The organism is Pseudomonas sp. W17, assembly GCF_040268305.1.
Classification (GTDB): Bacteria; Pseudomonadota; Gammaproteobacteria; order Pseudomonadales; family Pseudomonadaceae; genus Aquipseudomonas; species Aquipseudomonas protegens.
This window is the reverse complement of the sequence record NZ_CP158490.1, coordinates 2307226-2328138: the sequence shown is the minus strand read 5'-3', so window position 1 is coordinate 2328138 and position 20913 is coordinate 2307226. Positions and strand designations below refer to the sequence as shown.

At 61.6% G+C, this 20913-nt stretch carries 21 protein-coding genes; 10 read left to right on the top strand and 11 right to left on the bottom strand.

Annotation, left to right across the window (positions count from 1 at the left end; all coding sequences use genetic code 11):
- The first annotated feature begins 92 nt into the window (after window positions 1-92).
- Entirely contained in the window at window positions 93-1094 is a 1002-nt protein-coding gene (gene dusA / locus ABCR88_RS10750; RefSeq protein ID WP_350404519.1) for a tRNA dihydrouridine(20/20a) synthase DusA, read from the top strand.
- A gap of 177 nt (window positions 1095-1271) precedes the next feature.
- Window positions 1272-2198 (top strand): transaldolase, encoded by a 927-nt coding sequence (gene tal, locus ABCR88_RS10745; RefSeq protein ID WP_011060293.1) that lies wholly within the window; start codon window positions 1272-1274, stop codon window positions 2196-2198.
- A gap of 73 nt (window positions 2199-2271) precedes the next feature.
- Here tal and rssC read toward each other — a convergent pair whose 3' ends face one another.
- Both rssC and rssB read right to left on the bottom strand, forming a co-directional pair.
- The gene (gene rssC, locus ABCR88_RS10740) at window positions 2272-2754 is read right to left on the bottom strand and encodes an anti-sigma factor antagonist RssC (protein ID WP_003218919.1); all 483 of its coding nucleotides are present in this window, start codon (window positions 2752-2754) and stop codon (window positions 2272-2274) included.
- On the bottom strand, window positions 2751-3935 hold the full coding sequence (gene rssB, locus ABCR88_RS10735) for a two-component system response regulator RssB (protein WP_026020041.1): 1185 nt from the start codon (window positions 3933-3935) through the stop codon (window positions 2751-2753). The genes rssC and rssB overlap by 4 nt, the downstream gene beginning before the upstream one ends.
- Before the next feature lie 276 nt (window positions 3936-4211).
- Here rssB and ABCR88_RS10730 point away from each other — a divergent pair, with 276 nt between their 5' ends.
- Entirely contained in the window at window positions 4212-4511 is a 300-nt protein-coding gene (locus tag ABCR88_RS10730; RefSeq protein ID WP_011060291.1) for a PilZ domain-containing protein, read from the top strand.
- 65 nt (window positions 4512-4576) lie between these two features.
- Here ABCR88_RS10730 and ABCR88_RS10725 read toward each other — a convergent pair whose 3' ends face one another.
- Window positions 4577-5263: a VacJ family lipoprotein gene (locus ABCR88_RS10725; protein ID WP_350404518.1), complete on the bottom strand. Its 687-nt coding sequence runs from the start codon at window positions 5261-5263 to the stop codon at window positions 4577-4579.
- Window positions 5264-5468: 205 nt separating this feature from the next.
- On the opposite strand from ABCR88_RS10725, the gene ABCR88_RS10720 reads away from it, so the two are divergent.
- Together ABCR88_RS10720 and ABCR88_RS10715 are read left to right on the top strand one after the other, a co-directional pair.
- Window positions 5469-6089 (top strand): HAD family phosphatase, encoded by a 621-nt coding sequence (locus ABCR88_RS10720; RefSeq protein ID WP_125063427.1) that lies wholly within the window; start codon window positions 5469-5471, stop codon window positions 6087-6089.
- Window positions 6090-6211: 122 nt separating this feature from the next.
- A complete protein-coding gene (locus tag ABCR88_RS10715) occupies window positions 6212-6475 on the top strand; it encodes a DUF4404 family protein (protein WP_011060288.1) in 264 nt (87 codons plus the stop codon).
- Between the two features lie 61 nt (window positions 6476-6536).
- Here the strand turns inward: ABCR88_RS10715 and queF are convergent, their stop codons facing one another.
- The gene (gene queF / locus ABCR88_RS10710) at window positions 6537-7367 is read right to left on the bottom strand and encodes an NADPH-dependent 7-cyano-7-deazaguanine reductase QueF (RefSeq protein ID WP_350404517.1); all 831 of its coding nucleotides are present in this window, start codon (window positions 7365-7367) and stop codon (window positions 6537-6539) included.
- A 68-nt stretch (window positions 7368-7435) separates the two neighbouring features.
- Window positions 7436-7990 carry a cupredoxin family protein gene (locus ABCR88_RS10705; protein ID WP_350023826.1) on the bottom strand — a complete coding sequence of 185 codons (555 nt, stop codon included), beginning with the start codon at window positions 7988-7990 and terminating at the stop codon, window positions 7436-7438.
- A gap of 154 nt (window positions 7991-8144) precedes the next feature.
- On the opposite strand from ABCR88_RS10705, the gene ABCR88_RS10700 reads away from it, so the two are divergent.
- A complete protein-coding gene (locus tag ABCR88_RS10700; RefSeq protein ID WP_041116967.1) occupies window positions 8145-8825 on the top strand; it encodes a heavy metal response regulator transcription factor in 681 nt (226 codons plus the stop codon).
- Window positions 8825-10186 (top strand): heavy metal sensor histidine kinase, encoded by a 1362-nt coding sequence (locus tag ABCR88_RS10695; RefSeq protein ID WP_337153569.1) that lies wholly within the window; start codon window positions 8825-8827, stop codon window positions 10184-10186. Before ABCR88_RS10700 ends, ABCR88_RS10695 begins: the two co-directional genes overlap by 1 nt.
- A gap of 69 nt (window positions 10187-10255) precedes the next feature.
- Here the strand turns inward: ABCR88_RS10695 and ABCR88_RS10690 are convergent, their stop codons facing one another.
- The 3 genes from ABCR88_RS10690 to ABCR88_RS10680 form a co-directional block, all read right to left on the bottom strand.
- Entirely contained in the window at window positions 10256-11500 is a 1245-nt protein-coding gene (locus ABCR88_RS10690; RefSeq protein WP_011060283.1) for a lipoprotein-releasing ABC transporter permease subunit, read from the bottom strand.
- 71 nt (window positions 11501-11571) lie between these two features.
- Window positions 11572-12255 carry a lipoprotein-releasing ABC transporter ATP-binding protein LolD gene (gene lolD, locus ABCR88_RS10685; protein WP_015634822.1) on the bottom strand — a complete coding sequence of 228 codons (684 nt, stop codon included), beginning with the start codon at window positions 12253-12255 and terminating at the stop codon, window positions 11572-11574.
- Between the two features lie 7 nt (window positions 12256-12262).
- Window positions 12263-13513, bottom strand: a complete 1251-nt coding sequence (locus ABCR88_RS10680) for a lipoprotein-releasing ABC transporter permease subunit (protein WP_011060281.1) — start codon at window positions 13511-13513, stop codon at window positions 12263-12265.
- A gap of 94 nt (window positions 13514-13607) precedes the next feature.
- Here ABCR88_RS10680 and ABCR88_RS10675 point away from each other — a divergent pair, with 94 nt between their 5' ends.
- Both ABCR88_RS10675 and ABCR88_RS10670 read left to right on the top strand, forming a co-directional pair.
- Complete coding sequence (locus tag ABCR88_RS10675; RefSeq protein WP_011060280.1) at window positions 13608-14195, top strand: PilZ domain-containing protein; 588 nt, start codon at window positions 13608-13610, stop codon at window positions 14193-14195.
- Window positions 14196-14245: 50 nt separating this feature from the next.
- Window positions 14246-14968: a glycerophosphodiester phosphodiesterase family protein gene (locus ABCR88_RS10670; protein ID WP_041116963.1), complete on the top strand. Its 723-nt coding sequence runs from the start codon at window positions 14246-14248 to the stop codon at window positions 14966-14968.
- Window positions 14969-15010: 42 nt separating this feature from the next.
- On the opposite strand, the gene sthA is transcribed toward ABCR88_RS10670, so the two are convergent.
- Complete coding sequence (gene sthA, locus ABCR88_RS10665; RefSeq protein ID WP_011060278.1) at window positions 15011-16405, bottom strand: Si-specific NAD(P)(+) transhydrogenase; 1395 nt, start codon at window positions 16403-16405, stop codon at window positions 15011-15013.
- 201 nt (window positions 16406-16606) lie between these two features.
- Window positions 16607-17527 carry an FAD:protein FMN transferase gene (locus ABCR88_RS10660; protein WP_350404894.1) on the bottom strand — a complete coding sequence of 307 codons (921 nt, stop codon included), beginning with the start codon at window positions 17525-17527 and terminating at the stop codon, window positions 16607-16609.
- A gap of 382 nt (window positions 17528-17909) precedes the next feature.
- Here ABCR88_RS10660 and ABCR88_RS10655 point away from each other — a divergent pair, with 382 nt between their 5' ends.
- A complete protein-coding gene (locus ABCR88_RS10655) occupies window positions 17910-19208 on the top strand; it encodes an MFS transporter (RefSeq protein WP_041116961.1) in 1299 nt (432 codons plus the stop codon).
- 114 nt (window positions 19209-19322) lie between these two features.
- Here ABCR88_RS10655 and ABCR88_RS10650 read toward each other — a convergent pair whose 3' ends face one another.
- Window positions 19323-20786, bottom strand: a complete 1464-nt coding sequence (locus tag ABCR88_RS10650) for a glyceraldehyde-3-phosphate dehydrogenase (RefSeq protein ID WP_011060275.1) — start codon at window positions 20784-20786, stop codon at window positions 19323-19325.
- Window positions 20787-20913: the final 127 nt, after the last annotated feature.

Below are 20913 nucleotides of genomic sequence, written 5' to 3'. Positions count from 1 at the left end.
CGGCGTGGCACTTCCTGATAAACTGCGCCAATTCGTCACCCCGATAACCGCCATGACCACAGGCGGTTACCCCGCAAAGCGACAAACATCCCATGCCCTTTAACGCTCCAAGCCCTTCCCGTTCAGAACCTTCCCGGCGCTTCAGTGTGGCGCCGATGATGGATTGGACGGACCGTCACTGCCGATTCTTCCTGCGCCTACTGTCCAAGCACACCTTGCTCTACACCGAAATGGTCACCACGGGTGCGCTGCTCAATGGTGATCACGAGCGCTTCTTGCGCTACCACCAGTCCGAGCACCCTCTGGCGTTGCAACTGGGGGGCAGCACGCCGGCGGATCTCGCGGCGTGCGCGCGCATGGCCCAGGAGCATGGCTACGATGAGGTCAACCTCAACGTCGGTTGCCCCAGCGACCGAGTGCAGAACAACATGATCGGTGCCTGCCTGATGGGCCATCCGGCGCTGGTGGCCGATTGCGTGAAAGCCATGCGCGATGCGGTGTCGATTCCCGTGACGGTCAAGCATCGGATCGGTATCAACGGTCGCGATAGTTATGCCGAGCTATGCGATTTCGTCGGCCAGGTCATGGAAGCCGGGTGCAGTAGCTTTACCGTGCACGCACGAATCGCCATTCTTGAAGGCCTCTCGCCCAAGGAGAACCGGGACATTCCCCCGCTGCGCTACGACGTGGCGGCGCAATTGAAGGCGGATTTCCCACAGTTGGAAATCATCCTCAACGGTGGGATCAAGACCCTCGAGGCCTGTCATGAACATCTGCAGACTTTCGATGGGGTGATGCTGGGCCGTGAGGCCTATCACAACCCCTATCTGCTGGCCGAGGTAGACCAGCAGCTGTTTGGCAGCACTGAGCCGGTGATTTCCCGGGCCGAGGCGCTGGCCCGGTTGCGCCCCTATATTGCCGAGCACCTGGCTGCCGGTGGCGCCATGCACCACATCACGCGCCATGTCCTAGGGCTGGGCACGGGCTTCCCCGGTGCTCGCAAGTTCCGCCAGCTGTTGTCGGTGGATATCCACAAGACCCAGGATCCGCTGGCCCTGCTGGATCAGGCCGGGCAGTTGCTGGAAGGACGTTAAGCGTCGGCCGGGTTGAACCTGGCCGGGCTTTTGGCATCGTATCTACTGGACAGTGCCCCAGCATTCAAACGACTGTTTTCAGGTCACAGACTTTGGGGCCGTAGTTAGTATTCCGCGCCCTTGAGCGCCTGACAGCGCTCGGGTAATGTCGTCAGACCCATAGGATAGAGCACGCTCATGACTTCCAAGCTGGAACAACTGAAGAAAATCACCACCGTAGTGGCCGATACCGGTGACTTCGACGCCATCGCCCGGGTCAAGCCGGTGGATGCCACCACCAACCCTTCGCTGCTGCTCAAGGCTGCGGCCATCCCGGGTTATGCCGATCTGCTGAATGCCTGCGTCAACGACTGCAAAGGCGATGTCGGCCTGGCCAGCGACCGTTTCGGCGTGGCTGTAGGCCAGGAGATTCTCAAGGTCATTCCGGGCCGTATTTCCACTGAGGTGGACGCCCGCCTGTCGTTCGATACCGAAGCCATGCTCAAGCGCGCCCATCGGCTGATCGAGCTGTATGACAAGGCCGGCATCGGCCGTGATCGGGTGCTGATCAAGATCGCCTCTACCTGGGAAGGCATCCGCGCCGCCGAAAAGCTGGAGCGCGAAGGCATCCAGACCAACCTCACCCTGCTGTTTTCCTTCGCCCAGGCCGTGGCCTGTGCCGAAGCCGGGGTGTTTCTGATTTCGCCATTCGTGGGGCGGATCTACGACTGGTACAAGAAGGCTACCGGTAACGACTATCAGGGCGCTGACGATCCGGGCGTGCAGTCGGTTACCCGCATCTACAACTACTACAAGGCCAATGACTACAAGACCGTGGTCATGGGGGCAAGCTTCCGCAACCTCAACCAGATCGAGCAACTGGCCGGCTGCGATCGCCTGACCATCAGCCCGGATCTGATTGAGAAGCTGGCCGCCGACACCGGTAAGCTGGAACGCAAGCTGAGCCCGGGCAAGACCGGTGAAGCTCGCCAGAGCCTGAACGAAGCACAGTTCCGCTGGGCCTCCAACGAAGACGCCATGGCCACCGAAAAGCTGGCTGAAGGCATCCGCCAGTTCGCCCGCGACCAGGAAAAGCTCGAAGCCCTGCTGGCTGCCAAGCTCTGATCGCTTCGCGTCAACGCAAAAAGGGCGAACCCTCACAGGTTCGCCCTTTTTTGTGCGCTCGCGTTTCAGTCGATCAGTGACGCTCCAGGGCATTCACCAGATCGTGAAAGGCTTCACGGTTGGAGTCATTAAGGCCCATGAGGATCTTGTGCGCCTCCAGGACCTTGACCCGTACCACTTCCTCCGACTGGTCCTGGGACGGCAGGTCGGTCAGGCATTCCGGGCAGGGAATCGGGCGATCGACGATGTTGAACACCTGATCGAAGCCCATGGACTGCAACAGCCTGGTAATGTCTTCATGGGTGGTGACGACGGTGGGCAACAGACCGACTTTCTGCCGCGACAGGATCGAGAGCTTGGCCAGCAGGCCCAGGGTGGTGCTGTCGATGCTGCGGGTTTCTGTCAGATCGATCACGATCGCCGAAAAATTCAGCGCGGTGAAAATCCGCTCAATAGTCGCATCCAGCGCCGAACACAGGGTCAGGCGCACTTCACCGACGAACTTCAGGACGAAGGTGCCATCCTGCTCGGCGAACTGGATTCTACCGGTACTCATTGAAGGTTCCTGCTCAACACTAACAGGGCGATATCATCCGGCATCTCCCCTAGCGTGGCCAATCCAAAAACTTGCCGCAAGCCATCCAGGCTGCCGCCCGCTGCCCTCACCCGTTCGGGCAAGGCTGCTTCTTTCTCTTTGAGTGTAGGCTCGGGCAAAAGGTCCAGGATGCCATCGGACATCAGCGTCAGGCTGAACACCGGCGGCAGCTCCAGAATGTGGTCTTCGTAGGTGGCCTCGTTGAACAGGCCCACCGGCAAACCACGCCCTTCCAGATAACGCACACTGTCGGGGGTGTACAACACCGGCAACGGCAAATGCCCGCCAATGCTATAGGTCAACAAGCCAGTCTCCTCGTCGATGACTCCACCGACCATCGTGACGTGTTTGCCCAGCTTACAACTGATCAGGCCACGGTTGATATGGCCCAGTACTTCCGAAGGCTTGAACTCCGGCAAGGTGCCATTGCGCTTGGACTCGAACAGCAAACGGGTGGTCATGAACTTCAACAGCACGGTGACAAAGGCCGACGACGCACCATGACCGGAAACATCCGCCAGGTAGAAGGCCACCCGGCGCTCGTCGACACGGAAATAGTCGACAAAATCACCCGACAGGTACAACGACGGGATGATCTGGTGGGCAAAGTTGAATTCGTCAATCGACCAGGGGCTGGTCGGCAGCATGTTCATCTGCACCTGTCGACCGGCGTTCTGGTCTTCCTGGAGCAGATTGAGGCTGGCTTCAAGCTCACGGTTGGCGGCTTCGAGCTTCTCTCTGTAACGCTGGTTTTCCAGCAACAGGCGAGCACGATCGAGGGCGCGGCGCACCGAGTGCTCGAGCACGGCCAGATCTTCCAGCGGCTTGATCAGGTAGTCCGCCGCGCCCAGGCGCAGGGCTTCAACCGCATCGTTCATGACGCCCGCACCCGAAACCACGATCACCGGGGTTTGCGGGGACAGTTCGGTCACTTGACGGATAAGCTCGAGACCGCCCATCTGCGGCATGCGCAGATCGCAGATCACCAGATCGGGGTTGTCGCGCTCGAATACCTGAAGACCCTGCTGGCCGTTAGCGGCCTGCAGTACGCTGAAGCCACTGTCTTCCAAATAGGCCGCGAGGCTCGCGCGCACTACTTCGTCGTCATCGATTATCAGCAGCGTGGCACTGGTTTTTTGCATGTGGGCAAACGGCGCCAGAATTAGGTTGGCGTAGGTGCTCTGGCCTGGGGCCTGAGGCACGCTACTGGATTCGCTTTCTAGCCACTCTGCAAGCCAGGCCAGGACCTTGAGCCCTGCACGCCCGACCATCAGAGGTGCCCTTCTAAGGCGCAGACGGTACTCCCATCCGCGGGGCGTTTCAAGCTCATGCCGATGGTCGCCTGACGTCTTTACACCGCAAATCACCGGGAGTTATAAAAACCGCTAAAACCGCAACTCAATCGCAGGATGGAACCCATGAACCAAAACCAGCGTGACTACAGCGAAAAGCGCGATTACATCCGCATGCGGGTGGATGCAGAGGTCACGCTGATCCATCAGGGGCAGGTGATCGAAGCGGTCTGCATCGATCTTTCCAGCAGCGGCATGCAGGTTCAGGCACCACGTTCGTTCCAGGTCGGCGATCAGTTGAGTGTACGTATTGACTCAGAGCACGCAGCCCTCAGGGGGCTGGAAGCAGAGACAGAAGTGGTATGGGTCAACCCACAAGAAGGTGGCGGCCAGAAACTTGGACTTACAATCCTTAAAATGAAGTAAAGATTCCAACCCATGAAAAAGGCGGCCATCAGGCCGCCTTTTCAGTTTGTGCAGGACATTCGAGCTTAGAAGTCGTCTTCGACCTTGCCGTCCTTGATCTTGAATTCGCGATTCTGCAGGTAGGCATTACGAATGAAGGTGTATTTGTCACCGCGAATCAGCTTGTCCGCCGAGAGCAGGCTGGCACGGGTATCGACGACATCCACACCCATGGTGATGTTGCGCGCGGGGATGTCATTCATGTAGCGGTAGGGTTCGGTGTAGCTGTCGACATACTTGGCCGGCGCATCACGCAGGGTGCTTGGCCCCAGCAACGGCAGCATCACGTAGGGACCGCTGCCCACGCCCCAATGACCGAGGGTCTGGCCGAAGTCTTCGTCATTGCGCTGCAGGCCCATCTTGGTACTGACATCAAAGAAGCCCGCCAAGCCCAGGGTGGTGTTCATCAACAGTCGCGCAGTGTCGACACCGGCAGCACCAGGTTTGGCCTGGAGGATGTCATTGGCGAGGTTGCCGACATCACCGATGTTGCGGAACATGTTGTGGATGCCATCTTCCAGAAACTGCGGAGTGACGGCCTGATAGCCCTGTGCCAGAGGCTTCAGGGCATAAGTATCCAGCGTATCGTTGAAGGTGAAGATGGGACGGTTGATGCTTTCCCATGGATCATCTTCGGCCGCCTGGGCAACCAGGGGAGCCAGCGTCACACCGGCACTCATACATAGTGGAACTAGATAACGGCTCCAGCGCATAGCAGGAAACTCCTTCGATTGTTCTCTCGTGGGGCTATGCCCTGAGGATAAGTTCAGGAGTATAAAGCGGATATGCCGGTTTAGGCAGCATCACCGCAAACCGTCTTCAAGTCAGGGTTCAGCCAACCTTGCTGCCATTCACCGTACTGTCACCTGCATGTCATGTTCTGCCGCTAGCCTCCAAGGGTATTTCAAGGACGCTGACATGCCCCACGCCGACGCCTCAGTGCAACCCGCCCGCCCATTGACTGCCGTACTCTTCGGCCTCAGTGGCTGCCTGGTGGATTTCGGCGCGCGGATGCGCCAGCAAGCCACGGACAAACCTGATCCGGAGCAAGCCCAAGCCACACCTGGCGCACTGGAAACGCTGCGGCGCCTGCATCAGCAAGGCATCCCCTGCGCCTGGCTGGAGCAACTGCTCCCCGCCAGTAGCCGCCAATTGGCTGCCATCCTGCCGGACTGGATCAAGCCGGCACCTCACTCCCCCGCCCCCTGGCCCGCACCCGATGCCTGCTGGCAGGCGCTGATGGCGCTCAATGTCAAAGGCATCGACGGTTGTGTCCTGGTCAGCGGCGAACCCCTACTGCTGCAGTCGGGCCTCAATGCCGGCCTCTGGACCATCGGCCTGGCCTCTTGCGGCTCCCTGTGCGGCATGACCCCCAGCGAATGGCAGGCCCTGAGCCAGCAGGAACGGGAATTCAAGCGTGGCAAGGCCACGGTGCAGCTCTTCGGCCTGGGGGTGCATTCGGTCATCGACCATCTGGGGGAGTTGAACACCTGCCTGGCGGACATCGAACTGCGCCGGCTCAAGGGTGAAAAACCCTGACATAAGCCTGTTGATCAGGATCATGCACAGCGCCTGGGAGTGGATTACTCTAAGCCGTGGGCATGGACCTTTGGCTCGACAGCGCGGTCCATCCCTGTGCCTATCAATAAAGGGAGAACGCCATGCCTGCCCGCGAACTGCAAGAACAACTCGACACCCTGCGCGAGCAATTGGAACAGAACCCACCGCTTTCCGAAGCCGAGCGCAACAATCTGCAAGAACTGATGCAGCAGATCGAACTGCAACTCAAACTGGAGACCGGCACCCAGGACGCCAGCCTCGCCGACGGCGTCAACCTAGCCGTGGAACGCTTCGAACTGGAACACCCGGCGATTGCCGGAACCCTGCGCAATATCGTCCAGACCCTGGGCAACATCGGCATCTGAGCAACCCCCGGTAGCCAACCCCACAAAGCAAAAGCCCCGCTCTCGAAGCGGGGCTTTGCTTTTACTGGCGTACCAACCGGTGATTGGCGAAATCCGCGGTTTCGGTACTGCGGTAAGGGTTGATATCCAGCCCACCGCGGCGCACATAACGCGCATACACGGTGAGTCTCTCCGGCTTGAGCAAGCGTTGCAGGTCGAGAAAGATCCGCTCCACGCACTGTTCGTGAAAGTCCGAGTGCTGGCGAAAGCTCACCAGATAGGCCAGCAGGCTGGCGTGATCCAGAGCCGCGCCCCGGTATTGCACCACCACGCTGCCCCAGTCCGGCTGGCTGGTTACCGGGCAGTTGGACTTGAGCAGATGACTGTGCACGCTCTCCTCCACCACGCGCGAAGCATCGCAGCGCAGCAGTTCGGGGCGCGGGTGCTCATAGCTGTCGACACTGATATCCAGATCATCGATACACAACCCAGGCAGCGCCACCACGCCTTCGGCCTCGACCTCCTGCAGGCTGCGGATCCGCACGCCTACCGGCTTGCCGGCAGCAGCCGACAGATCAGTGCGCAAGGTGGCCTCAAGGGTCGCCCGATCATCGAACGGCGTCTGGTTCAGCGAATTGAGGTAGAGCTTGAACGACTTGGATTCGATGATGTTCGGCGAATCGGCGGGAATGCTGAACTCACCGATAGCCACTACCGGCTTGCCCGACGGCAGCAGCCAGGACAACTCGAAGCAGTTCCAGTAGTCCACGCCCTTATAAGGAAGGGTATCGGCACTCAAGCCCAGCTCGGCCCATTTTGCCGCCCGGGGAATCGGGAACAGCAAGGACGGGGTGTAAGTGGAGACGTATTCACTGGACTTGCCCAGCGGCGAATGTTCGGCTGCGGGATGCATGGCGGAAACCTGACTGAAGAATCAGCGGATTCTATCAGCCTTTGCTCCCGCCTTTGAGCCCCGGATGTCTATGGGGTGACCGTCAGCTTGCCCACCATCCCGGCCTGGTAGTGCCCGGGAATGTTGCAGGCGAACTCCAGGTTGCCGCTCTTGCTGAAGGTCCAGGTCAGTTCCGCCTGCTTGCCCGGCTCCACCAGCACGCTGTTGGGATCGTCATGCTGCATGCCATGGCCCATGCCTGCCATCGAGCCGTGGCCCATGGCTCCATGATCCATCGCCTTCATGCCGGTCGGGGTGAGCATGCCGCTCTGCTGCATCTTGAGCATTTCCTGCTGGTGCTCGGCATGCATGGCCGCGTTGCCCAGATTGAACTCGTGCAGCAACTGCCCCTTGTTGATCAGCACGAATCGCACCGTCTCGCCGGCCTTGATCTCCAGGGCCTTGGGATTGAACGACATGTCCCCCATCACCACCTCGACACTGCGAGTGGCCTTGGCCGCAGGCGCCGGCTGGCCAAAATCGTAGGAGCCGGCCGGCGAGGCCCAGAGCGGTGCGCTCAACAGCATCAGGCAGCCCCCCAGGATCGACCGGCTTCGCCACAACAGGTTTTGCATACTCATCATCAGACTCCAACAAGATCGGGATTCAGCCTGTGGCACACTCTAGAGCCCTGCCGCTGCCAGCCAGCTGACATGCAGATTACAACTTTGTCAGCTTGCACTGCCCTGGCCTGCTGCACGGTATAAAGCCCGGGTTCCAACCGCCACGAGTCCCACCATGAAACTGCTGATCGTCGAAGACCAACCCAAAACCGGCCACTACCTGCGCCAGGGCCTGAGCGAGGCCGGCTTCAACGCCGAACTGGTGGCCGACGGCAGCACCGGCCAGCACCTGGCCCTGACCGGCGACTACGCGCTGCTGATTCTCGACGTGATGCTGCCGGGTCGCGACGGCTGGCAGATCCTCCAGGCGGTGCGCAGCGCCGGGCTGGAGATGCCGGTACTGTTCCTCACCGCCCGGGATGCCGTGCAAGACCGGGTGCACGGCCTGGAACTGGGGGCCGACGACTACCTGGTCAAGCCTTTTGCCTTCTCCGAACTGCTGGCCCGGGTCCGCAGCCTGCTGCGCCGGGGCAGCGCCGTGGCCCAGGAAACCAGCCTGCAACTGGCAGACCTGCGCCTGGACCTGATCCGCCGCCGGGTAGAACGTGGCAGCCAGCGCATCGACCTGACCGCCAAGGAATTCGCCCTGCTGGAAATGCTTCTGCGGCGCCAGGGCGAAGTCCTGCCCAAGTCGCTGATTGCCTCCCAGGTCTGGGACATGAATTTCGACAGCGATACCAACGTCATCGAAGTAGCCATCCGCCGCCTGCGCCTGAAGATCGACGACGATTTCCCGAACAAACTGATCCATACCGTACGCGGCATGGGCTACGTGCTCGAAGAGCGCCAGGCCTGATGCGCCGCCTGTCCCTGAGCGGGCGCCTGGCGCTGCTGTTCGCCGCCTGCACCGCAGTGGTCTCATTGTTGGCGGGGGTGTTGTTCAGCCGCGCCAGCGAAGCCCATTTCATCGAACTGGATCAGCAACTGCTGGACGGCAAGCTGCTGGCCCTGCGCAGCGCCTTGCAGGATGTCAACGAGGCCGGGGACTTCCCCCCGCGCCAGGCCAGGCTGCAGGACGAACTGAGCCACCAGCCGGACCTGCAGCTACGAGTCGGCGACGCCAATGGCCAGCTCTGGTTCGACAGCGCCCCCGGCCTGCCCGCCTCTCTGCCTGGCGGTGCCGGCTTGCGCAGCCTGGAGCAGGCCGGCACCGCCTACCGGCTCTACACAGCAGCGCTGAATCCCGGCCAGGCGGCCTCGCCGCAATTGACCCTGATCCTCGACATCACCCATCACCAGCACTTTCTGCAGCGCATGCAACACCTGATCTGGCTCACCGTGGGCCTCTCGGCCCTGGCCACTGCCCTGCTCGGCGCCTGGGCCGCCCGCAGTGGCCTGCGCCCGTTGCGGCGCATGGGCGCGGTGGCCGCCGGGGTATCCGCCAGTTCCCTGACCCAGCGCCTGCCCCAGGAACAGATGCCCGCCGAGCTGGCGGAACTGGCCAGCAGCTTCAACGCCATGCTGGGCCGTCTTGAAGAGTCGTTTCAGCGCCTCTCGGCATTTTCCGCCGACATCGCTCACGAACTGCGCACCCCTTTGTCGAACCTGCTGACCCACACCCAGGTCACCCTGACCCGCCCCCGGCCACTGGAGGACTATCGCGAAGCCCTGCACAGCAACCTGGAGGAGCTGCAATGGATGGCGCAACTGGTCAACGACATGCTGTACCTGGCCAAGGCCGACCACGGCTTGCTTACACCCAGGCGCGAAGCGCTGGAGCTGGCCCAGGAAACCGACATGCTGCTGGAGTTCTATGGCCCCCTGGCCGAAGACGCACAGATCGAACTGACCCGTGAAGGCCAGGCCGGCTTTGCCGGGGACCGCAGCATGCTGCGCCGGGCGTTGTCCAACCTGCTGGACAATGCCCTGCGCTTCACTCCGGCCGGGGGCGCGGTCAAGGTACGCATCAACGAAAGTGCCGAGCACCTGAGCCTGAGCATCGAGAATACCGGCGAAGGGATCGCCAAGGATGTACTGCCGCGCCTGTTCGACCGTTTCTACCGGGCCGACCCGGCACGGCGCGAAGGCAGCAGTGAACATGCGGGATTGGGGTTGGCGATCACTCAGTCGATCATTCGTGCCCACGGCGGGCAGATCCGATGCGAATCGGCGGCGGGCTGGACCCGTTTCGTGATCGAGTTGCCAAGGCAGGATTGAGGGACTGTTCGCCGGCCAGCCGGCTCCTGCACCAATCGGACAGGAGCCGGCGGCCGGCGAAAGCGGGTCTCAGGAGTAGCGCAAAGCGTGGGCCGGCTCGACCTTGGACGCGCGCCAGGCCGGATACACGGTCGCCAGGAAGCTCAGAACGAAGCCGGCACCACAGATCAGCACCACGTCGCCGCCCTGCAGTTCAGAAGGCAGGTTACTGACGAAATACACATCGGAGCTGAAGATCTGCTGGCCGCTGATTCTTTCCAGCCAGCCCACCAGCTCACTCACGTTCAGTGCCGCGATTACCCCCAGCACCCCGCCGATCAAGGTGCCGACGATACCGATCACCGTCCCCTGGACCATGAAGATCGCCATGATCTGCCGTGGTGTGGCGCCGATGGTGCGCAGGATCGCGATGTCCGCCCCCTTGTCATTCACCACCATGATCAAGGTGGCGATGATGTTGAATGCCGCCACCGCCACGATCATCAGCAGCAACAGGCCGATCATGGTCTTTTCCATCTTCATCGCGCTGAACAGGCTGCCCTGGGTGTGGGTCCAGTCATCGGCGCGGAAGTCCGCCCCCAGGCCCTTGGCGATATCCGCCGAGACCTTTGGCGCGGCATACAGGTCCTTGACCGCCAGGCGCACGCTCTGCACCTGGTTCGGCTGCCAGTGCTGCATTTCTGCAGCATCGGCCACATGAATCAGGCCCATGGAGCCATCCAGCTCGGCCCCCACCTTGAACACCCCAACCACGTTGAGCCGTTGCATGCGCGGGGTGATCCCCCCCGGTGCAGTGCTCACTTCAGGCACGATCAGGGTCAGCTTGTCGCCGACGTTCAGGCGAAAGCGCCGGGCCGTGATCTCGCCGATCACCACGCCGAACTCGCCAGGTTTCAGGTCTTGCAGGCTGCCCTGGACAATATGCTGGGCAACGATGGACACCTTGCCTTCCTGGGCCGGATCGATGCCGCTGATCTGGATCGGCTGCATCGCCCCCTTGTAGGAGAGCATGCCCTCCATCTCGGTAAAGGGCACCGCGGCGGTGACTTCCGGATTCTTCAGGGCCGCCGCGGCCACCGGCTGCCAGTCATCGATGGGCTTGACCCCAACGATAGTGGCGTGGGGCACCATGCCGAGGATGCGCGAGCTCATTTCCCGCTGGAAGCCGTTCATCACCGACAGCACCACGATCATCGCCAACACGCCCAGGGCGAGGCCGATCATCGAGGTCATGGAAATGAACGAGACAAAACGATTGCGCCGCTTGGCGCGGGTGTAGCGCGTGCCGATAAAGATCGATAAAGGTCTGAACATGGGCAAGGCACCCTGGAAAGATTAATGACCCGGCATCGACAGCCCAGCCGCCGACGCCGTGTGCGGGCGCATCAGATGGCGACCAGGTGACCTTCTTGCAGGTGCAGTACGCGGTCCATCTGTCGAGCCAGGTTCATGTCGTGAGTCACCACCAGGAAGGCGGTGCGCATCGAGGTACTGAGCTCCAGCATCAGGTCCTGAATTCCCTGGGCCGTGTGCGAATCGAGGTTGCCGGTGGGCTCATCGAGCATCACCAGCCCTGGCTTGTTCACCAGCGCCCGGGCAATGGCCACCCGCTGGCGCTCACCACCGGACAGCTCGGCCGGTTTGTGCTCCAGCCGATGGCCGAGCCCGACCCGCTCCAGCAGCGCGGTGGCACGCTGACGGGCTTCCGGGATCGGCGTGCGGCCAATCAGCAGCGGCATGCAGACGTTCTCCAGCGCGGTGAACTCCGGCAGCAGGTGGTGGAACTGGTAGACGAAGCCCAGGGCGCGGTTGCGCAACTGGCCGCGGGCCTTCTCGCCCAGGGCCGAAAGCTCCTCGCCCGCCAGCCAGACGCTGCCCTTGGATGGCGTATCCAGGCCGCCCAGCAGGTTGAGCAAGGTACTCTTGCCCGAGCCGGAAGTGCCGACGATGGCCACTCGCTCACCCGGGTGCAGCTCCAGTTGCAGGCCAGACAGGACCACCACCGATTCCGGGCCTTCCTCATAGGACTTGCCCAGGTCACGGCAGCTCAGGATTGCTTTTTCACTCATGCCCAACTCACTCATAACGTAGCGCCTCCGCAGGCTGGGTGCGCGCCGCACGCCAGGCTGGATACAGGGTGGCGAGGAAACTCAGGACCAATGCCGCGCCGCAGACCATCAACACATCCTCGGCCATCAGTTGCGACGGCAGGTAGTCGATGAAATACACGTCGGCATTTAGGAATTTGTGGCCGATCAGGCCTTCAAGGGCAGAAATCGCGGCACTCACGTTCAGCGCCGCCAGCATCCCCAGCACAGCACCGATCAGGGTGCCGACCACGCCGATCACCGTGCCCTGGACCATGAAGATCGCCATGATGGTTCCCGGCGTCGCTCCCAGGGTGCGGAGAATGGCGATATCGCCCTTCTTGTCGTTCACCACCATCACCAGGGTCGAGATGATGTTGAACGCGGCCACCGCGACGATCAGCAGCAGCAACAGGCCGATCATGGCTTTTTCCATGCGGATGGCCTGGTACAGGTTGCCGTGGGTACGGGTCCAGTCGCGGGCGTAATAGTGGTTCTCACCCAACTGCTGGGCGATTTCCCAGGCGGTGCGCGGGGCCTGGAACAGGTCGTCGAACTTCAGCCGCAGGCCTTGTACCTGATCCGCCTTCCAGCGGTGCAGGCGGCCCAGGTCCTGGAGGTTGGTCAGGCCCAGGTAGCCGTCGATCTCGCCGGCGCCGACATGGAAGATGCCCACCACGGTAAAACGCTTCATCCGTGGGAACATCCCGGCCGGGGTCACCGTGACTTCCGGGGCGACGAAGGTCAGCTTGTCTCCCAAGCCGACACCCAGCTTGGTTGCCGCCTTGTCACCAATGACAATGCCGAAGCTACCGGGCGCCAGCGCGTCCAACTGCCCCTGCTGCATGAAGTGGTCGATGATCGACACCTGCCGCTCCTGCTCAGGGTCGATGGCATTGAGCAGCACCTTCTGCACCTGGCCGTTGTTGGTCAACAGGCCCTGCATCTGGGTGAACGGTGCCACCGCCAGCACTTTGGGGTTCTGCTTGACCTTGTCGGCCAGGCTTTGCCAGTCGCTGATGGGTTCGCCGGATTCGATGGTGGCGTGGGGCACCATGCCCAGCACGCGGGTGCGCATCTCATGATCGAAGCCGTTCATCACCGACAGCACCACGATCATCACGATCACGCCAAGGGCGAGTCCGATCATCGAAGTCAGGGAAATGAATGACACAAAATGATTGCGACGCTTTGCACGGGTGTAACGCGTGCCGATAAAAGCAAACAGAGGTCTGAACATGTCGGGGCTTGTGCAGAGGAAAAGAAGACGTCCTTGTGGCGGGGCCTGGTAAGCAGCTTTACACTCAGACCACTGCCTCTACCATGGGTTCGCCATGTCGACATTAGATGAAGAAGATCGCCGCGAATACTACCGTATCGAGGACACGATCGCACTGGAAATTAGCCCCTTGTCCGCCCTCGACGCGGCGAGCAAGGAAGTGTTGCAGGATGAGTCCCCACTGTTCAATCTGCTCAGTGAACTGCACCTGAGCGAATTCGAATCCCAGCATCTGCTGCGCCAGGTCAGCGAGCGCGATCGCACCCTGGCCAGCTACCTCAAGGCCATGAACAAACGCATCGACCTGCTCAGCCAGGTGGTGGCGCAAACGGTGTTCGGCAAGTTCGGCGAGCCGCAGCGGGTCATTCTGTCCGAGGGCGGCATCGAATTCAGCCATCACCAGTGCTACCCAACCGGCAGCCATCTGGCGGTGAAGCTGTTGCTGATGCCGCAGGCCCTGGGCCTGCTGCTGCGGGCCAAGGTCACCCACTGCGAGCCCCAGAGCTTTGGCACCTTCGAGATCGGCACCGAGTTCGAAGCATTGACCGATGCCCAACGCCAGCTGCTGGCGCGCTATATCCTGCAGAAACAGGCCCAGCAACGCCGCCAGGCCCGGGAACAGAGCGACCCCGCCGCCGGCTGAGCAGTACGCCCGACCCTCTCTTAAGGAACAACATCCGTGAAGGAGCAATTGTGACCCTGATCTATGGCCATCGCGGCGCTAAAGGCGAAGCACCGGAAAATACCCTGACCAGCTTTCAGGAGTGCCTCAAGCACGGCGTGCGCCGTTGCGAGCTCGACTTGCACCTGTCCATGGACGGCGAGTTGATGGTGATCCACGACCCGACCCTCAAGCGCACCACAGACCGGCGCGGCAAAGTGGTGGAGCATTGCGCCGCCGAGCTGGTGACCTACGACGCGCGCAAGGGCGGCCCGGGCTGGGTCAACCCCTGCCCCATTCCGCGCCTGGAAGAGCTGTTCGAGAAATGCGACTTCGAGCACTGGCAGCTGGAGGTCAAGAGCGCCTCGCGCACCCGCGCCGCCACCACGGTGCTGGCGATTCGCGAAATGGCCCAGCGTTTCGGCCTGTTGGACAAGGTCACCGTGACCTCAAGTTCTCGGGAAGTATTGAAGGCCGCCGTGGAGCTGACCCCGGACCTGTCCCGCGGACTGGTCGCCGAATACGCCTGGCTCGACCCATTGAAGGTCGCCCAGAGCTATGGCTGCGAGATTCTGGCGTTGAACTGGACGCTGTGCACCCCAGAGCGTCTGCAACGGGCGCAGCGTCAGGGTTTGCATGTGTCGGTATGGACGGTCAACGAGCCTGCGCTGATGCGCAGGCTCGCCGACTTCGGCGTAGATAGCCTGATTACAGACTTTCCCGGTTTGGCCAGCGCCACCCTCGAGAATCGCTGAAATCGGTCTCCCCGGCCGGCTCAGGCCACCGGCCGGAGCCGCTCAAAAAAGCCGGTTGAGGCCATCGTATGCCGCTACCCGATAGGCTTCGGCCATGGTCGGGTAGTTGAAGGTGGTGTTGACGAAGTACTTCAGAGTGTTGAGCTCGCCCGGCTGGCTCATGATCGCCTGGCCGATGTGCACGATCTCCGAAGCCTGGTAGCCGAAGCAATGGACGCCGAGGACTTCCAGGGTTTCCCGGTGGAACAGGATCTTCAGCATGCCTTGAGGCTCGCCGGCGATCTGCGCACGGGCCATGCCCTTGAAGAACGCCTTGCCCACCTCGTAAGGCACCTTGGCCTGGGTCAGTTCCTGCTCGTTCTTGCCGATGGAGCTGATCTCGGGAATGGTGTAGATCCCGGTCGGCACGTCGTTGACGAAGCGCCAACTACCGTTGTCGACAATACTGCCGGCCGCGGAACGACCCTGGTCGTGGGCGGCACTGGCCAGGCTCGGCCAGCCGATCACGTCACCGGCCCCGTAGATGTTCGGCACGCAGGTGCGGTAGTTCTCGTCGACTTCGATCTGGCCGCGGCTGTTGACCTTGACCCCGATGTTCTCCATGCCCAGCTTGTCGGTATTGCCGGTACGGCCGTTGCACCAGAGCAAGGCGTCGGCCTTGATCTTCTTGCCGGACTTGAGGTGCAGGATCACGCCGTTGTCCACACCTTCAACGCGGTCGTATTCCTCGTTGTGGCGCACGGTGATGTTGTTGTTGCTGAAGTGGTAGCTCAGGGCCTGGGAGATTTCAGAATCCAGGAAGCTCAGCAACTGGCCGCGGTTGTCCACCAGCTCCACCAGAACCCCCAGGCCACTGAAGATCGAGGCGTATTCGCAACCGATGACCCCGGCGCCGTAGACGATGAGTTTGCGCGGGGTGTGGCCGAGGCTGAGGATGGTGTCGCTATCGTAGATACGCGGGTGGCTGAAATCGATATCCGCGGGGCGATAGGGGCGCGAACCGGTGGCGATGATGATGTGCTTGGCTACCAGCTTTTCCACCACGCCGTTGGCGCAGACCACTTCCACGGTCTGCTCGTCGGCGAAGCTGCCAGTGCCGAAGAACACATCGACCCGGTTGCGGGCGTAGTAGCCGGTACGCGAGGCCACTTGCTTGGAGATGACCTTCTCGGCGCTCTTGAGCACGTCCGGGAAGGAGAACCAGCGCGGCTCGCCAATGGCCCGGAACATCGGGTTGGTGTTGAACTGCATGATCTGCCGGACCGAGTGACGCAGGGCCTTGGACGGGATGGTACCCAGGTGGGTGCAGTTGCCGCCGACCTGGCGACGGCTATCGACCATCGCCACTTTGCGCCCTGCTTTCGCGGCGTTCATCGCCGCACCTTCTCCAGCGGGGCCTGAGCCCAGCACCACTACGTCGTAGTTGTAGACAGCCATGCGTACTCCTCAGAACAGGCCGAGACACCCTTCTGGCGTCTCCGGCTAAATCATGCCGCGGCCAGCGGCATGAAGGATCAATTTGGCTCGGTTACGAACCCGGGCACAGTCTATAGAAGCGTCAACGCCGCGCACATTAACCCTTGGTCGCGTCGTAGGCTACTTTTGCCTGCACTACAGGCTGCGCAACAGCGCACCAGGTTATTGTTTTTGCCCGGCCAGCAGCGCATCGAAAGCCGGGTTGCTGCGTGTGACGAAACCTGAAGCGCTGCGCATCACAAAAAATCCGGCGATGCCGTGTTTTTCCGCGTAGTCCCAGCCCGCCTCCGGGCCAAGTATCAGCAACAGTGTCGACAGGCCATCGGCCATCAACGCCGAAGGATGAATCACCGTTACCGAGGCCAACGGGTGGGCGATGGGTTGGCCGAGCCGGGCATCGAAGGTATGGGAGTACCGCTGGCCGTCCTGCTCGAAGTAATTACGGTAGTCGCCGGAAGTGGAAACGCCAAAACCATCCAGGGCGATCACCCGCTGGGCTACCTGCTGGTCGTCACGCGGCTCTTCCAGGGCTATCCGCCATGGTGAGCCGTCGGGCTTGCGACCCACGGCTTTGAGCTCACCGGTGGCTTCGGCAAGGAAGCTGTCGATCCCCAGTTGCGTGAGCCGGGCAGCGATGCGGTCCACCGCATAGCCGGCGGCGATGCTGTTGAAATCCACCTCCACCGGCGCATCCTTGCACAGCTCCTGCCCTTCGATACGCAGGTGAGCGTGCCCTACCCGCCGCCGCACTTCAGCCAGGGCTGACGCGCCGGGAACCTTTTCCTCGCGCCCCTGAGGGCCAAAACCCCAGAGATCCAGCAGCGGTTCCACCGTCAGGTCGAAGGCGCCATCGCTGTCCCGGGACAACTGCTCACCCACTCGCACCAACTGCAACACGGGCTCCGGCATCGGCTGGCAGCTATCGGCGGGCAAGGCGTTGAAACGCTCGATGTCCGAATCGCTGCGATAGGTGGACATCTGCCCGTCGACCTCCGCCAGAATTCCCTCGACCTCAGCCTGTACCAGGGACGGCGCCGGCCCCTGGGCGTGACGCACATACTGCACCGACCAGGTGCTGCCCATGGTCGGCCCGGAGAGGCTTTCCAGGCGCTCGCCGCCACAACCGGCCAACAGCACCAGCGCGGCGTACAAAGCGCTCCATCGCGATCGTTGCTTACCCGACAAGGTGTTCCTCCCGATCAACCGCCCTACTGGGCCAGCTGACAGTGCAAATGGCAATTATGCGACAGACGGAGGCCGCCTGCCCGGCGTCCCACCTCCTTGGCTACGGGCAGAACCTTGATCTAGAGCCGCCCTGCCACCCCAAGAGTTTTTGTTGCCGGATGGCTTTCATACACATATCGTTACAAAACTGTTCAGCGTGCAGCCTCGAGCCCCGACTTTGCAGTAAGGGACGCATAACGACCAGGGATTGCTAACAAGACAGCCAAAGTGAGTGAAAAAAATGTCCACGACCACGGGCAAAGGCAAGGCGATCTTTCGCGTTGTCAGCGGCAACTTTCTCGAGATGTTCGACTTCATGGTCTATGGCTTCTACGCCACGGCAATCGCCAAGACCTTCTTTCCTGCCGACAGCGCCTTCGCTTCACTGATGCTGTCCCTGGCCACTTTTGGCGCCGGCTTCCTGATGCGTCCCCTGGGAGCGATCTTCCTCGGTGCCTACATTGACCGTCACGGCCGCCGTCAGGGCCTGATCATCACCCTGGCACTGATGGCCGCGGGCACCGTGCTGATTGCCTGTGTGCCAGGCTACGCCACCCTCGGCGTCGCCGCGCCCCTACTGGTATTGCTGGGTCGCCTGCTGCAGGGCTTTTCCGCCGGCGTCGAGCTGGGCGGTGTGTCGGTCTACCTGGCCGAGATCTCGACCCCGGGCCGCAAGGGCTTTTTCGTCAGCTGGCAGTCGGCCAGCCAACAGGCCGCGGTGGTCTTCGCCGGCTTGCTGGGCGTTGGCCTGAACCATTGGCTGAGCCCCGAGCAAATGGGTGACTGGGGCTGGCGCGTGCCGTTCCTGGTGGGCTGCATGATTGTTCCGGCAATCTTCATGATCCGCCGCTCCCTGGAGGAAACACCGGAGTTCCAGGCCCGCAAACATCGACCTACCTTGCAGGAAATCATCCGTTCCATCGGCCAGAACTTCGGCATCGTCATCGCTGGCATGGCGCTGGTGGTAATGACCACCGTGTCCTTCTACCTGATCACCGCCTACACTCCGACCTTCGGCAAGGCCGAGCTGCACCTGTCGGACTTCGACGCCCTGTTGGTGACCGTGTGCATCGGCCTGTCGAACTTCTTCTGGCTGCCGGTCATGGGGTCGCTGTCGGACAAGATCGGCCGCAAGCCGCTGCTGCTGGGGGCGACCATCCTGGCCATCTTCACTGCTTATCCGGCACTATCCTGGCTGGTGGCCAACCCCAGCTTCAGCCACCTGCTGATCGTCGAGCTGTGGCTGTCTTTCCTCTATGGCTCGTATAACGGCGCGATGGTGGTGGCCCTGACTGAAATCATGCCGGTGGAAGTGCGCACCACGGGTTTCTCCCTGGCCTACAGCCTGGCCACCGCGACCTTCGGCGGCTTTACCCCGGCAGCCTGCACCTACCTGATCCACGTCCTGGGCAATCAGGCGGCTCCCGGCATCTGGCTCAGTGGCGCGGCGGTGCTGGGGCTGATCGCCACCCTGGTGCTGTTCCGCGGCAATCGCCACGAACTGCGTACCGCGCAAGCGGCAACAGCGCGCGGCGCCTGAGACAGACGCTTCGCTGGCAAGCCAGCTCCTACGGTTGCGCCGACCTGGCTTGCCGGCGCAAGCCACAAACAAAAACGCCCCGACAAGTCGGGGCGTTTTCATTTCAGCAGTCGCTTAGCGTGGGAACGCTGGCGGGTTGACCCCGGCCATGTCTTCCATCACGCGCACTACCTGACAGCTGTAACCGAACTCGTTGTCGTACCAGACGTACAGAACAACGCGGTTGTCCTGGACAATGGTCGCTTCAGCGTCGACCACACCGGCGTGACGCGAGCCCACGAAGTCGGTGGACACCACTTCCTGCGAGTTGACGAAGTCGATCTGCTTGTGCAGGTCGGAGTGCAGCGCCATGTAGCGCAGGTACTCGTTCATCTCTTCACGGGTGGCGGCTTTCTCGAGGTTCAGGTTGAGAATGGCCATCGACACGTTTGGCGTCGGAACGCGGATCGCGTTACCGGTCAGCTTGCCGGCCAGCTCAGGCAGGGCCTTGGCAGCAGCAGTAGCAGCACCGGTCTCGGTGATCACCATGTTCAGCGCGGCGCTACGGCCACGGCGATCGCCCTTGTGGAAGTTGTCGATCAGGTTCTGGTCGTTGGTGTACGAGTGAACGGTTTCGACGTGACCGTTGATGATGCCGAACTTGTCATTCACAGCCTTCAGCACCGGCACGATGGCGTTGGTGGTGCAGGAAGCGGCGGACACGATCTTGTCGTCAGCGGTGATTTCGTTGTGGTTGATACCGTGAACGATGTTCTTCAGCTTGCCTTTGCCTGGCGCGGTCAGAACAACGCGATCGATACCCGGGCAGGCCAGGTGCTGGCCCAGACCGTCGGCGTCACGCCATACACCGGTGTTGTCCACCAGCAGAGCGTCCTTGATGCCGTACTGGGTGTAGTCCACCTCGGTCGGGTTCTTCGCGTAGATGACCTGGATCAGGTTACCGTTGGCGGTGATGGTGTTGTTTTCTTCGTCGATGGTGATGGTGCCGTTGAACGAACCGTGCACCGAGTCGCGACGCAGCAGGCTGGCGCGCTTGGTCAGGTCGTTTTCGGCGCCCTTGCGCACCACGATGGCGCGCAGACGCAGGCCGTCGCCACCACCGGTTTTCTCGATCAGGATGCGCGCCAGCAGACGGCCGATACGACCGAAGCCGTACAGGACTACGTCAGTGCCTTTGCGGGCCGAAGCATTTTGCTGGCCAACCACATCAGCCATTTCTTCGCGAACGAACTGCTCGGCGCTGCGGCCATTGCCTTCGTTACGGAATTTGAACGCCAACTTGCCCAGGTCTACCGATGCCGCGCCGAGCTTGAGCTCGCTCATGGCTTTAAGCAGAGGGAATGTTTCGTGGACGGAGAGTTCGCTATCGTCGGAGGAACGGTGGCGAGCAAAGCGGTGAGCCTTGAGAATCGCGATGACAGACTGGTTGATCAGGCTGCGGCCATAGATCGAGCTCACCACGTTGTTATTGCGGTAGAGCTGACCGATAAGCGGAATCATCGCTTCTGCGAGTGCTTCACGGTCGATCCATTCACCAAGACACTGGTCGGGCTTCTGAGTCACGGGAACCTTCCACATGTAGGGGCAGAAAAAAGGGGCTACATTATGCCGCCCAGTTCCTATCGTAGCAATGCGCGCCTGTCGTGCGGAACGTAACAAAAAGCCCTTGCAAAAAAACACCACTGTGCTGGAGACCAGTAAAACC